Origin of the sequence: Streptomyces aureocirculatus, from assembly GCF_000720475.1 — a bacterium.
Lineage (GTDB): Bacteria > Actinomycetota > Actinomycetes > Streptomycetales > Streptomycetaceae > Streptomyces > Streptomyces aureocirculatus.
This window is the reverse complement of record NZ_JOAP01000007.1, coordinates 264,487-278,392: the sequence shown is the minus strand read 5'-3', so window position 1 is coordinate 278,392 and position 13,906 is coordinate 264,487. Positions and strand designations below refer to the sequence as shown.

General features: G+C 72.1%; 10 protein-coding genes. 9 read left to right on the top strand and 1 reads right to left on the bottom strand.

The window, feature by feature from the left end; genetic code table 11:
- The first annotated feature begins 137 nt into the window (after positions 1-137).
- The 3 genes from IG78_RS0109300 to IG78_RS0109290 all read left to right on the top strand — a co-directional run bounded on the left by IG78_RS0109300 (position 138) and on the right by IG78_RS0109290 (position 6,060).
- On the top strand, positions 138-581 hold the full coding sequence (locus tag IG78_RS0109300; RefSeq protein WP_030561032.1) for an SRPBCC family protein: 444 nt from the start codon (positions 138-140) through the stop codon (positions 579-581).
- 304 nt (positions 582-885) lie between these two features.
- Positions 886-3,363, top strand: a complete 2,478-nt coding sequence (locus tag IG78_RS0109295) for an MFS transporter (RefSeq protein WP_404827649.1) — start codon at positions 886-888, stop codon at positions 3,361-3,363.
- Between the two features lie 189 nt (positions 3,364-3,552).
- A complete protein-coding gene (locus tag IG78_RS0109290; RefSeq protein WP_030561027.1) occupies positions 3,553-6,060 on the top strand; it encodes a SpoIIE family protein phosphatase in 2,508 nt (835 codons plus the stop codon).
- Positions 6,061-6,118: 58 nt separating this feature from the next.
- Here IG78_RS0109290 and IG78_RS0109285 read toward each other — a convergent pair whose 3' ends face one another.
- Entirely contained in the window at positions 6,119-7,051 is a 933-nt protein-coding gene (locus IG78_RS0109285; protein WP_030561024.1) for an alpha/beta fold hydrolase, read from the bottom strand.
- A 211-nt stretch (positions 7,052-7,262) separates the two neighbouring features.
- Here IG78_RS0109285 and IG78_RS0109280 point away from each other — a divergent pair, with 211 nt between their 5' ends.
- From IG78_RS0109280 to IG78_RS0109255, 6 genes are all read left to right on the top strand, one after another.
- A complete protein-coding gene (locus IG78_RS0109280) occupies positions 7,263-7,874 on the top strand; it encodes a TetR/AcrR family transcriptional regulator (protein ID WP_030561022.1) in 612 nt (203 codons plus the stop codon).
- A 290-nt stretch (positions 7,875-8,164) separates the two neighbouring features.
- Positions 8,165-8,887 (top strand): class I SAM-dependent methyltransferase, encoded by a 723-nt coding sequence (locus IG78_RS0109275; protein WP_030561020.1) that lies wholly within the window; start codon positions 8,165-8,167, stop codon positions 8,885-8,887.
- 512 nt (positions 8,888-9,399) lie between these two features.
- Positions 9,400-10,089: a thioesterase II family protein gene (locus IG78_RS41840; RefSeq protein WP_078964734.1), complete on the top strand. Its 690-nt coding sequence runs from the start codon at positions 9,400-9,402 to the stop codon at positions 10,087-10,089.
- Positions 10,086-11,672: an MFS transporter gene (locus tag IG78_RS0109265; RefSeq protein ID WP_051852456.1), complete on the top strand. Its 1,587-nt coding sequence runs from the start codon at positions 10,086-10,088 to the stop codon at positions 11,670-11,672. Before IG78_RS41840 ends, IG78_RS0109265 begins: the two co-directional genes overlap by 4 nt.
- A 69-nt stretch (positions 11,673-11,741) precedes the next feature.
- The gene (locus IG78_RS0109260) at positions 11,742-12,575 is read left to right on the top strand and encodes a M55 family metallopeptidase (RefSeq protein ID WP_030561016.1); all 834 of its coding nucleotides are present in this window, start codon (positions 11,742-11,744) and stop codon (positions 12,573-12,575) included.
- Positions 12,568-13,893 (top strand): M20/M25/M40 family metallo-hydrolase, encoded by a 1,326-nt coding sequence (locus IG78_RS0109255; protein WP_030561014.1) that lies wholly within the window; start codon positions 12,568-12,570, stop codon positions 13,891-13,893. Before IG78_RS0109260 ends, IG78_RS0109255 begins: the two co-directional genes overlap by 8 nt.
- Positions 13,894-13,906: the final 13 nt, after the last annotated feature.

Below are 13,906 nucleotides of genomic sequence, written 5' to 3'. Positions count from 1 at the left end.
GCACCCAGCACAGAATAGAACACATGTTCCCTTGATCGTGCGAACGTGGTCCGGACCCCGATTTGGGGCGCCGGTGTGCGGGGTGGTTGGCTGACCGTCCCACCCGCGAGACACCTACAACTGCTGGAGGAAACGCAATGGCGCAGGTCGAGGCGGTCACGGAGCGCATCATCGCGGCACGGCCGGAGGACGTCTTCGATGCGCTGGCCGACTACAGCGGCACCCGCGCGAAGATCCTTTCGGAGCACTTCAGTGAGTACGAGGTGCGCGAGGGCGGCGACGGCGAGGGCACGCTCGTCCACTGGAAGCTCCAGGCCACCAGCAAGCGGATCCGCGACTGTCTGCTCGACGTGAGCGAGCCCACCGACGGTGAGCTCGTCGAGAAGGACCGCAACTCGTCCATGGTGACCACCTGGCGGGTGACCCCGGCCGGCGAGGGCGCCGCGCGCGTCGTCGTCACCACGGTGTGGAACGGCGCGGGCGGCATCGGCGGCTTCTTCGAGAAGACCTTCGCGCCCAAGGGCCTCGCCCGGATCTACGACGCGGTGCTCGGCAGGCTCGCCGCCGAAGTCGAGAAGTAGCCCCACGCGGCGGGCCGGACGCTCCCGGCCCGCCGACTCGCGGCGCCTGGAGTGCTCCCGCTCGCCGAATCGCGGCGGGACGGGAACGCTCGGCCCGCCAACTCCCGTAACCCCTCAGGGTTGTTGTCACGCTCACCGTTTCGAGTGGTTTTCGCAACGGCCCAGTTGTCCACCGCAGGGCTCCCACCGGCGCGAACGCGCGCCGGTGCGCGCCCGGTGCGACTCGTCGCGCTTGCGCGCTTACTTCTATGTTGGCGCGTAATGCGAGAAATGGGCGGCGCGGGCGCGACGAGGGGAGCACCAGGTGGGCGGGACGACGCTGGCGACGGGCGCCGGGCACGGTGAACGGGGGGCCGCTCACCCCCCGGCGGGGGCACCGGGGCAGGACCTGTCGCGACAGCCGCCGTCACCGCCACCGGACGCCGCGCCGCAGACCCCGCAGGGGCTCAGCCCCGCCCGGGTCCGTATGGTCTTCTTCGCGCTGATGCTGGCCCTGCTGCTCGCCGCGCTCGAGCAGATGATCGTCGCCACCGCGCTGCCGAAGATCGTCGGCGAGCTGCACGGCCTGGACAAGATGTCCTGGGCGATCACCGCCTACCTGCTGACCTCGACCGTCGGCCTGCCCGTCTACGGCAAGCTCGGCGATCTCTACGGACGCAAGGGCGTCTTCCAGTTCGCCATCGTCGTCTTCGTCGTCGGCTCCGCGCTCGCCGGCTGGTCCCGCACGATGGACCAGCTCATCGCCTTCCGCGCCCTACAGGGCGTCGGCGCGGGCGGCCTCATGATCGGCGTCCAGGCGATCATCGCCGACATCGTGCCGCCGCGCGCGCGAGGCCGCTACATGGGCATGATCGGCGCCTCCTTCGGCCTGGCCTCCGTCGCCGGACCGCTGCTCGGCGGCTTCTTCACCGACCATGTCTCCTGGCGCTGGTGCTTCTACTTCAACGTGCCCTTCGGCCTGGTCACGCTCCTCGTCGTCGCCCTCGTCCTGAAGCTCCCGAAGCCCGCCGCCCGCGGCAGGTTCGACGTCCTCGGCGCGCTGCTCCTCGTCGCCGCCTCCACCTGCCTGGTCCTGCTGACCAGTTGGGGCGGCACCGAGTACGCCTGGGGTTCGCGCGTGGTCCTCGGGCTCGCCGCGGGCGCCGTCGTGTCCTGCCTGTTCTTCCTCCTCGTCGAACGCTTCGCGGCAGAACCGATCATCCCGCTGCGCCTGTTCCGTGATTCGGTCTTCAACATCACAGGTCTAGTAGGCTTCGTGGTGGGCGTCGCCCTCTTCGGAGCCGCCAGTTACCTGCCGACCTACCTACAGATGGTCGACGGGGCGAGCGCCACGGAGTCCGGCCTCCTGATGCTCCCGATGATGGGCGGAGTCGTCGGCGCGTCGATCATCGCGGGGCAACTCATCAGCCACACCGGTCGCTACCGGATCTACCCGGTCCTCGGCAGCGCCCTCTCCGTGGTCGGCATGTATCTCCTCTCCCGGCTCGAAGCGGACACGCCACGGCTGCAGTACAGCATCTGGATGGCCCTCCTCGGCGCCGGTGTCGGCCTGGTCATGCCGGTGCTCGTCCTCGCCGTGCAGAACGCCGCACCGCCCGCCGACCTCGGCACCGCGACCAGCGCCAACAACTACTTCCGGCAGGTCGGCGGAAGCGTCGGCGCCGCGGTCTTCGGCACCCTCTTCGCCGACCGCCTCACCGACGCCCTCGACGGGCGGCTGCCCGCGGGCGCCGAGCTGCCCGACGCCGAATCGATCACCCCGCAACTCGTCCACGCGCTGCCCGCCCCGCTGCGCGAGGGCTACATCCAGGCGTACGCGGACGCGATGCCGCGGATCTTCCTCTACCTGGTCCCCGTCCTCGTCCTCGGCCTGCTGCTCGCCTGCTTCCTCAAGGAGACCCCCCTCGTGTCCAGCGCCGTGTCGTCCACGACCCCGCAGCCGCCGCCGTCCCCGCACGCCCCGGGCACCGCGCGCGTGCCCTTCACCGAGGCCGCCGTCCCGCCCGCGCGCTCCGCGTACGCCGCAGGACTGCCCGTCTGCGGCACCGTGCAGCACCCGGACGGCACCGTCGTACCGCGCGCCGCCCTGACGCTCATCGACGTCACGGGCCGCCAGATCGGACGCGGCGCGAGCGGCGACGACGGGCGGTACGCCCTTTCGACGCCGGGGGCCGGGTCGTTCGTCCTGATCGCCGCGGCGGGCGGCCACCAGCCGCAGGCCGTCACGGTCACCGTCGGCGAACGCCCCGTGGAGCTCGACGTGGTCCTCGGCGGCGCGGGGCGGCTCGCGGGCAGCGTCGTCACCGCCGACGGCACGCCCGTGCGCGACGCCGCCGTGACCCTCACCGATGTGCGTGGCGAGGTCGTCGCCGCCACCCGCAGCGGGCGCGAGGGCGGCTATGTGATCACGGACCTGGTGGCGGGCGAGTACACCCTGGCCGCCAGCGCGCCCGCCTTCCGCCCGGCCGCGCTGCCCGTCAGCGTGCAGGCGTCACGGGAGACCCGCCAGGACATCGAACTCGCCGGGGGAGCGGTGCTGCGCGGCACCGTGCGCGCCGGGGGTGGACGGCCCGTCGAGGACGCGCGCGTGACGCTCCTGGACGCCGCGGGCAACGTCGTGGACACCCTCACCACCGGCCCCGAAGGCACCTTCCGCTTCATCGACCTGTCGTCCGGCGAGTACACCGTGATCGCGGCCGGATACCCGCCGGTCGCCACGGTCCTCCAGGTGGCGGGCGGCGGCAGGACGGAGCGGGACCTGCAACTGGGGCACGAGGACTGAAGATCCGGCGGAGCGGGAGGCGGCCGCCACGCGGAGGCGGGGTGCGGAGTCACGCTCCGGCGGCGCCCCGCCCCGGGGAATTCCCGGATAGCGCCGCACGGCAGGCCGCGATCGCCGTACGGTGGTCGGGGACGGACGGTGGCTGGGGACGACGCAGGTCTTGCCGCGCCGCGGGAAGGAGCCGAAGCCATGGAGCGTGGGAGCCCGGACGGTGGACCGGCCGCGCACAGCGGTGTGTCCGGCCGCGTCCCCCTGGCCGTGGTCGTCATCGACGGCGGTGGCCTGGTGTCCCACTGGAGCACCGGCGCGCGCCGCCTCTTCGGGTACGCCAAGGAGGAGGCCGTGGGCCGCCCCGCGGGCGACCTGCTGCCCGTCTCCGGAGCACTCCCGCAGGACGACGCCGCCTACGGGGACTACGACGACCTCGGCCCCGACCTCGGCAGCTCCCTGGACGGCCGCGTCTCCTACCCCGCCGCGGGCCGCGCCCGGCTGACCCCCGCACCGCACGGGCAGGGGCGCATCGACGTCCTGTGGTGGGCCTACCCCCTCGTGGGGCCGGGGCCCGAGCGGCTGCTCGTCCTCGCCGCCGACGCCGCCCGGCTGACCGCGGCGGGCGAGGCCGATGGCGCCCCCGCCGACCACATGGAGCGCATAGCGCCCGGCTTCGCACTGCACACCGACTTCCCCGGCGCCGACGAACTCGCCCACCGCCTCCCGGACATCCTGCCGAGCATGAGCGTCGGCGAGAGCGCCCGCATCGTCGCGCAAGTCCTCGAACTCGGCTATCCAGTCCTGGAGTTCAGCCAGCACGACCGCGTACCCGTCACCCCCGACTGGGGCGTGCCGCGGCGCGCCGAACGCCAGGCCCGCAAGCGGCGCGCCGAAGCCGCGGCCGCCGCCGGACTCGCCCCCGCCTCGGGCGCCCCTGCCCCGGGCGCCCTCGCACCGGACGCCCGCGGCGCGGACGACGAGGCCGAGGACGACGAGGGCGAGGACCTCGAATACGCGGCGGTCCGCGAGCACCTCGAATTCCTCAACGAGGTGAGCGGCCGCATCGGTTCCTCGCTCGACCTGGCCCGCACCATCCAGGAGGTCAGCAAGGCCGTCGTACCGCGCTTCACGGACGTCGCGGGCACCTATCTGCGCGAACAGGTCGTCGCGGGCGAGGGCTTCCCCGACGGGGTGCCCGACGAGACCACGATGTGGCACCGCGTCGCCGTCGAGCACACCGACGAGCCGGGCCGCTGGGACGACGTGGTGCCGGTCGGCGAGTCCATGCCGTTCCCCGCGCACACCCCGTTCTTCCAGTGCATGACCTCCGGCGACCCCGTCCTCGTACCGCGCATCACGGAGGAGATGGGCAACGCCATCGCCTCCCAGTTCGAGAAGCGCGACATCCGGCCGCTGATCAACCACCGGTCGATGCTGGTCGTGCCCCTGAAGGCACGCAACGTCGTCCTCGGCTTCATGATCCTGCTGCGCCACCGGGAGCGGCCCGTCTTCAACGACATGGACCGTGTCACCGGCGCCGAACTGGCCGCCCGCGCGGGCCTCGTCCTGGACAACGCCCGCATGTACACCTACCAGGAGTCGGTCGCCGACACCCTCCAGGACAGCATGCTGCCGCACATCGAACCCCGCATGTCAGGATGCGACATCGCCACCCGCTACCTCCCGGGCACCCTCCTCGGCCGGGTCGGCGGCGACTGGTTCGACTCGGTGAAACTGCCGGGGGCGCGCACCGCCCTGGTTGTCGGCGACGTCATGGGGCACGGCCTCAACTCCGCCGCGATGATGGGCCAGTTGCGTACGGCCGTACAGACCATGGCGGCCCTCGACCTGCCGCCCGCCCAGCTCCTGCGCAACCTCGACGACCTGGCACAGCGACTCGGCGAGCATTATCTGGCGACCTGTCTGTACGCGGTGTACGACCCGATCGCCGGTGAATTGCACCTGGCCAACGCGGGCCACATCCCGCCCGTCCTGGTACGCGCCCTGGACGGCCGCAGCGAACTGCTCCACCTGCCCACCGGAGCGCCCATCGGCGTCGGCGGCGTGCCGTTCGAGTCCGTACGGGTCCGGGTCGCCCCCGGTGACCGGCTCCTGATGTGCACCGACGGCCTGGTCGAGGTGCGCGGCGAGGACATCGGGGTCGGCCTCGCCACCCTCGTCGAGTCGGCGGCCCACCCGGCGGCGTCCATGGACGACGCCTGCGACACCATCATCCGGGCCCTCGCCGCGACCTTCTCCGAAGCAGGTCGCGGCGGCCGCAAGGACGACGTGGCCCTCCTGATGGCCAGGCTCAACGGCGTGGCCTCCACGGACGTCGGGCACTGGCGGCTCGCCCCCGACCCCAGCGAGGTCAGCAGGGCCCGCGACCTGGTCCGCGCCCAACTGCGGGACTGGGGCCTCGACGACCTCGCCGACACCACGGTGCTGCTCGTCGGCGAACTCGTCACCAATGCCGTACGGCACACGCACGGCGGCCGCATCGGGCTGCGTCTGGTGCGCTCCGGGCGCCTCCTGTGCGAGGTCGAGGACGACGACGCGACGCTGCCCACGCTGCTCAGCGCGGGGCCCGGCGACGAGTTCGGGCGCGGCCTGCGCATCGTCACCAGCCTCGCCAAGGAGTGGGGCACCAGCAGGACCACCGGCGGCAAGACCGTGTGGTTCGAACTGCCGCTGCCACGCCGCTAGGGCGATCCCGTCGGGGATCGGACGGACGAGTACGCAGACCGCGCAGGCATGGCCGGGGTCAGTCGCTTGCGGCGATGAAAGCGGCTACGGCGGCGGCGACGGCGGCGGGTTGTTCGTCCGGGATGAAGTGGCCCGCGTCCGGCACGACGACCCCGGTGATGTCGTCGGCCCACGGCCTGATGGAAGCCGCCATGTCACGGATGGAACCGTGGCTGCTGGAGATCCCGAGAACGGGTACCGTCAGGTGGCGCTGTTCAAGGGCCTCGTGGTTCTTCCGCGCCGATTCGGGGGCGTCCCGGTAGTAGGCCAGGGAAGCGCGGAGTCCGCCGTCAACGGCAACGGCCGCGGCGTACTGCTCGATCTCGGCGTCGTCAAAGGTGTCGGGAGCAAGGGCCTTGGCCTTCAGGAACCAGCCGACGTACTCGCGTTCACGGCCTGCGAGCAGTGTTTCGGGCAGGTCGGGCACGAGATGGAAGGCGAAGTGCCAAGTCTTCCACGCCACTTCGGGGTCCGTCGGGACGGCGTCGGGGAGGGTGATGCCCGGGATGCCGGCGTCGAGCAGTACGAGGCCGTGCAACCGGCTCTCGTACTTCAGGGCGAGGGAGAAGGCGACCCAGGCACCGATGTCGTGGGCGGCCAGCCAGTATGTCGACACCCCGAGCGCTTGCACCGCGGCGTGGACGTACGCGGCGACCGTGTGCGTGTCGTAGCCGCCGTCCGGGCGTTCGGAGTGGCCCTGGCCCGGCAGGTCGATCGCGATGACGCGGAACCGGTCGGCCAGGCCGGGCATCACCTCTCGCCATGCCCACCAGGTCTGCGGGAAGCCGGCGAGCAGCACGACGGCCGGGCCGTTCGGCCGACCGCCCTCGACCGCGTGCAGCCGGACACCGCACGCGTCGACCCAGCGGTGGGTGAATCCGGCCAGGTCCCGCAGTGGCAGGTCGCGGACCGGGCTGCCGGGGACGCGGACGGTGGTTCCCGGGTCAGTCATGGTCTTCCTCCATCGATACCGGGCGTACTGGTTCGGCATGCCGGCCGGGGCGGGACCCGCGAGCGCGGTGGACGCGACGGGAGCGGCGCCCGTGTGCACGCTTCCGAGCCCACGCTAACCATCCTGGATCGATCGGTCAAAGATAGATTGACCGATCGATCCAGGATGCGGGTAGGCTCACAGCGGGGACGTACAGAAGGAGGTGGGCGCTGTGTCCGGCCGGAAGCAGTTCGACATCAGCGCGGCCCTGGACCAGGCCATGAGGGTGTTCTGGCAGCGCGGCTATGCGGACGCCTCACTCGATGCTCTCGGTTCGGCCACCGGCCTCGGCCGCGGCTCCCTCTACGGCACCTTCGGCAACAAGGAGACCCTGTTCGGCAAGTGCCTGGACCGCTACGCGTCGATCTACGGTACGCAGTACGAGCAGGCGCTCGCGGCACACCCCGGTGACCCGGCGCGGGCCGTCGAGGCCTTCTTCGACGTCGCCCTCCGCCGTATCGCCGACCCCTCGGTCCCCGTGGGGTGCCTCGTCGCCCAGTCCGCCGCGCAGTCACCGACGCTGAAGGAGGAGAACGGCATGCAGGTGCGTGGCCTGCTCGACCTGCAGCGCCAGCGGGTACGTGCGGCACTTGCGGGCTCCTCGGCCGACAGCCGCACGCTCGACGAACTCGCCACGTTCGTCGTCGCCGTTAACCAGTCGCTGGCCGTACTGAGCCGTGCCGGCACCTCGGACGCCGAACTGCGCTCCGTGGCCCGACTCGCATGCACAACGGTGGCGGACACCATCGCCCGGGCGGCATCCGAAGACGTCGGCCAAGGCTGACGGACACCAACCGCGCCGGGACTCGCCTTCTGCCACCCGGCATGCCCACGGGTACTGCTGCCGATGCCATGCCATGCCATGCCATGCCATGCCATGCCGAGACGGTCGGCGTTCGCGCGGACGGAGTGCTCAAGGGGCGACAGACCCTGGGCCACGCGCGCGCCGGGCGAGCGCGGGTCGAAAGCGCGGTGAAGGTGTGCGCCGGGTGACTTGTCGGGCGCCCCCGCGAGCGGTAGACCGATCTTGTCGCCGGCCTCGGCGACGCCAGTCGCATCTCCGGGGAGTTGGGCATGGGCGTCACTAGTCGGTACCAGGAGGCGTGGGAGGGGTTCTGGAGCGAGGCGCCCCCGGAGGCGGGCGCCGTCTTCTGGGACTCCGAGCCCGCCCTCGCCGCGGGCCGCCACCTGGCCCTGTTCAAGCCGTACATGACCGCCCCGGGGCTGCCCCTGGTGGACCTCGGCTGTGGCAACGGCACCCAGACCCGCTTCCTTGCCGACCGCTTCCCGCGGGTGCTCGGCGTGGACCTGTCGGCCGCCGCCGTCGCCCACGCCAGGGCGGCGGACCCGGCGGGTCAGGCCGAGTTCCGCCAGCTCGACGCCGCCGAGCGGAGCGAGGTCGAGCAGTTGCACGCCGAACTGGGCGACGTGAACGTGTACATGCGCGGCGTCCTGCACCAGTGCGAGCCCGCCGACCGGCAGCCGCTCCTGGACTGCATCGCGGTGCTCCTCGGCGAGCGCGGCCGGGCCTGCGCCGTGGAACTCGCCGAGGCCGCGGGCCCCGTCCTGCGCGGCCTGGTCCAGGGCGCCGGGGGACCGCCGCCCAAGCTGGTCCCCGTCTTCGCCCACGGCCTCACGCCGGGCGAAGTGGCCGACGCGGACGTCCCCGCGTTCGTCCGCGAGGCGGGCCTGACGGTGTTCGCGAGCGGTGAGCTGCCGCTCCTGACGACCGAGTTCGCGGCGGACGGCAGCCGCATCGAGCTGCCGTCCAGGTGGCTGGTCACAGGGCGGTCATAGGGCGGTCATAGGGCACCACCAGTGACAGCACCGAGGCTGGTCCGGGGGTGTCGGAGAACAGTGACTGGTCAGCGCTGACAGCAGTACGGCGTGCGTGCGGTACGGCGTGCGTGCGTCACGCGGCGCGTGCGGTACGACGTGCGTGCGGTACGACGTGCATGTGTCACGGCGTGCGTGCGTCACGACGTGCATACGGCCGAGACCATCTGGCCGACCGGGTTCACTCCTTGTGCTTCGCCTCTCCGCGTTCCGCTCTTGCAGGATCGATCCTGCACAGGCGTGGTGCGCAAGCTGGCTGCCGTCGTGTGTCCAGCAGAGCTCGCGCGGCGGGCCCTGCCCAGGATCGGCCGTACGACCACCCCCTGACCTCACCCCTGCCCCCTGCACGAACGACCTTTCGAGGAGAGTCATGACCGCGACACTCATCGACCCGGCAGGACCGGCGCTGACGGTGCTCGCGCCCAGGCCGGCGGCGCCGGTCAGGCTGTACTGCTTCCCGCCCGCCGGCCGGGGTGCCGGTTACTACACACCCTGGGTTCCGCTGCTGCCGGACGACGTGGAGCTGTGCGCCGTGCAACTGCCGGGGGCGAGGCCCGCTGGCTCAGCAACCCGCGCTCACCGATCCCGCCGCGCTGTTCGCCGCGCTGGCCGCGCTGGTGGCCACCGAGAACGACGGGCGTCCGTACGCGTTCTTCGGGCACTCCTTCGGTGCGCTCTGTGCCTTCGAGACCGCGCGCGTGCTGCGCCGGGGGGAGGAGACGCTCCCGGCCCTGCTGGGCATCTCGGCAGCCGCGGCACCGCAGACCTCAGCCTTCCGGGAGCTGGTCGGGGTGGGCATGGCGGCAGGGCCCGAGGCGCTGACGATGATCACCGGGCCGATCTCGGAGAAGTTGTTGCGAGACCCGCTGCTGCTCGCCGACGCCTACACCCCCTTGCTGGCCGACCTCGTCGCGATGCTCCAGTACCGGCACGGCCACGAACCCGCCCTCCAGGTCCCCGTCGCCGTCTTCGGCGGTGACGCCGACGCGGTGGCGAGCGCCGGGCAACTGGCGCAGTGGGGCGAGCTGTTGGCCGAGCCCCGCACACCCCGGCTGTTCCCCGGCGACCACCACTACGTCGTGGCACGCCCCGAACCCGTGGTCGAGGAGCTCATGACGGCGTTGCGCGCCGCGCTGCCGAGCACCGCTGTGCGGGCTTCGTGACGCGCGGACGGGTTCAGGGCACCGCTCCGCACGGGCCCTGGGCGGCGACCGCCGTGGTGTGCCTGGGTCTCTTCCTGCTCGGCATGGACCTCACCGTCCTCAACGTCGCCGTGCCAGGACTGCAGAGCCAACTGTCCGCCTCCATCACGGAAATCCACTGGATCGTCGACGGCTACGCACTCGTCCTCGGCGGCACCGTGCTGGCCTCCGGCTCGGCCACGGACCGCATGGGCAGGCGACGGGCGTTCACCTGCGGTCTCGCGGTCTGCGCGGCCGCATCGGTGCTCGGCGGGCTCGCACAGACGCCTTGGCAGGTGATCGCCTCCCGCTGCGGCATGGGCGCGGGCGCCGCGCTGCTCATGCCCGCCACGCTCTCGCTCATCAGCAACCTCTTCCCCGAGCCACGGCTGCGGCGGCGCGCGATCGCCGCGTGGACCGCCGTCGCGGGCGCGGGAGGGCTGACGGGCCCCGTCATCGGCGGCCTCCTGGTAGAGCACTTCTCCTGGCGCGCCGCCTTCTGGCTCAACCTCCCCCTGGCCGCCCTCACGATCGCCCTCGCCTTCCTCCTGGTACCCGAGTCCCGCGCGCCGCAGACCGAGAAGACCGACGTACGCGGAGCCTGCCTGTCGGCAGTTGGGCTGCTCACCCTGGTGTGGGCGATCATCGAGGGCCCCGCCAGGGGCTGGACGAGCCGGCCCGTACTGGGCGCGTTCGCTCTCGCGGGCCTGCTGCTCGCGCTGTTCGCACTCCAGCAGCGCCACTGCCCCCACCCGATGCTGCCGCTGAGGTTGCTGCGCGACGCCCGTGTCCCCATGGGCGCCGTCGCGCTGGCACTGACGTCCTTCGCCCTGTTCGGCACGCTGTTCGTGCTCACCCTCTACTTGCAGGGCGTCCTCGGCCACACGCCCTGGGAGGCGGGGGTACGCACGCTGCCGCTGCCCGCGGCGCTGGCGGCCGGCGCGGGAGCGGGGCAGTTCCTCACCGGCACCAAAGGGGAAAAAGCAACGATCGTGCTCGGCCTCGGACTGCTCACGGCCGCCTTCCTCTTCCTCACCAGCACCGAGCCCGGCTCGGACTACGCACACCTCGTCGTCTTCCAGGTCGCCGCGGGCGTGGGCGCGGGGATGGTGGCCCTCGCGGGAACGGTGGCCGTCATGGACGCCATGCCCGCCGCACGCGCCGGTCTCGGCTCGGCCGTCAACGACGCGACCCGGCAGGTCGGTTCCGCGCTGGGCGTCGCGGTACAGGGATCGCTGCTGGCCACCGTCTACACCGACAGGTTCCGCGACTCGCTCGTGGGGGTCGGACTGCCCGCGCGGCTGCGCGAAGCCGGGCAGGACAACGTGCTGGCAGCAGCGGCTCTCGCGCCACGGGTGCCCCCTGTCCAGCGGGCCCGGCTGACGGCGGCCGTCGAGGACGCGTTCGTCAGCGGCATGACGTGCACGGCGTTCGTCTCCGCCGGGGTGATGCTGGGCACGGCGGCGGCCGTGTGCCGCTGGTTCCCGGGCCGCGTTTCCGCCCGCCCGGCGGACCGCCCGGCGGACAGTGCACGGACCCTGGGCGCCCCGGCTCTGCGGCGGTGAGGCCTGCGGGAGTACGACCCGTGAAACCGCGAGGCTAGAGTGAACCTGCCTGCTGGTAGGGAGAGACACGTGAAGATCCTGATCAGCGCCGACATGGAGGGCGCCACCGGTGTGACCTGGCCGGCCGACGTGCTGCCGGGCACACCGCAGTGGGAGCGGTGCCGGTCGATGTTCACCTCCGACGTGAACGCCGCCGTGCTCGGCTTCTTCGACGGGGGCGCCGACGAGGTGCTCATCAACGAGGCGCACTGGACCATGCGCAATCTGCTCCTCGAACAGCTCGACGAGCGGGCCGAGATGCTCACCGGGCGGCACAAGTCGCTCTCCATGGTCGAGGGCGCGCAGCACGCGGACGTCGACGGCATCGCCTTCGTCGGCTACCACGCGGGCGCCGGCATGGAGGGCGTCCTCGCGCACACCTATCTCGCCAACCAGATCACCGGTGTGTGGCTCAACGGTGTCCGGGCCAGCGAGGGGCTTCTGAACTCCCATGTCGTCGCGGAGTACGGGGTGCCCGTCGTCCTCGTCACCGGCGACGACCTGGCCTGCGAGGACGCCCTGGGCTACGCGCCCGGCGCCCTGAAGGTCGCCGTCAAGGACCATGTGTCGCGGTACGCGGCGATCTGCCGCACCCCGGCCCGCACGGCGGCCGGCATCCGGGCCGCCGCCAGGGACGCGGCGGCCCTCGCCGTGCGGCACGAACCGGTGGCCGGCGGGCCCTTCACGGTGGAGGTCGAGTTCGACGCGGAGCACCTGTCGATGGCGGTGACGGTCGTCCCGGGCGTGCGGCGCGTGGCGGAGCGGAAGGTCGCGTACACGAGCGACACCATGTACGAAGGCATTCGCACGTTCAAGGCGGTCACCACGATCGCCTGCGCCGCCGTCGAGGAGCAGTATGGCTGACCAGATCGACCAGCGAGCACTGGACGAAGTCGTCCGGTTCACCTCCGAGCTCATCCGCATCGACACCACCAACCACGGTGACGGCGCCTGTCGCGAACGCCCCGCCGCCGAGTACGCCGCGGCACGGCTCGTCGAGGCCGGTCTCGCACCGAAGCTCCTGGAACGCACCCCGGGCCGCACCAACGTCGTCGCCCGCATAGAGGGCACCGACCCCGGCGCGGACGCGCTCCTGGTCCACGGCCACCTCGACGTCGTCCCCGCCGAGCCCGCCGACTGGAGCGTGCACCCCCTGTCCGGGGAGATCCGCGACGGCGTCGTGTGGGGGCGCGGCGCCATCGACATGAAGAACATGGACGCGATGATCCTCGCGGTCGTCCGGAGCTGGGCGCGGGCCGCAGTGCGGCCACGCCGGGACATCGTGATCGCGTTCACCGCCGACGAGGAGGCCAGCGCGCTAGACGGCTCCGGCTTCCTCGCCGACAAGCACGCCGAGCTGTTCGATGGCTGCACGGAAGGCATCAGCGAGTCCGGCGCTTTCACCTTCCACGACGGTCGCGGCAACCAGCTCTACCCGATCGCGGCGGGCGAGCGCGGCACCGGCTGGCTCAAGCTCACCGCCCGCGGCACGGCGGGACACGGCTCGAAGGTGAACCGCGCCAACGCGGTCAGCCGGATCGCCGCCGCCGTCGCCCGCATCGGCGAACACCGCTGGCCGGTGCGGCTCACCCCGACGGTACGTGCGGCCCTGGTCGCACTCGCCGAACTGTACGGTCTGGAGGCGGACCCGGAGGCGCCCGGCTTCGACGTCGACGCCTTCATGGAGAAGCTCGGCCCCACCGCCGCGCTCGTCGAGCCCACGGTCCGCAACAGCGCCAACCCGACCATGCTGACGTCCGGCTACAAGGTCAACGTGGTCCCGGGGGAGGCCACCGCCTATGTGGACGGCCGATATCTGCCGGGCGGCGAGGAAGAGTTCCGCATCACCCTTGACCGGCTCACCGGACCGGACGTCGACTGGGAGTTCCATCACCGGGAGGTGGCCCTTCAGGCGCCGGTGGACACGCCCACGTTCGCCGGGATGCGGGCGGCCGTCCAGGAGTTCGCGCCGGAGGGCCACGTCCTTCCGTACTGCATGTCGGGAGGCACCGACGCCAAGCAGTTCTCGCGGCTCGGCATCCGCGGCTACGGCTTCTCGCCGCTGCGGACGCCCGAGGGCTTCGACTACCAGGCGCTCTTCCACGGCGTCGACGAGCGGGTGCCGGTGGCAGCGCTGCACTTCGGCACCCGCGTACTCGACCGTTTTCTGCGTACGGCTTGACCGCGTTCAGCGC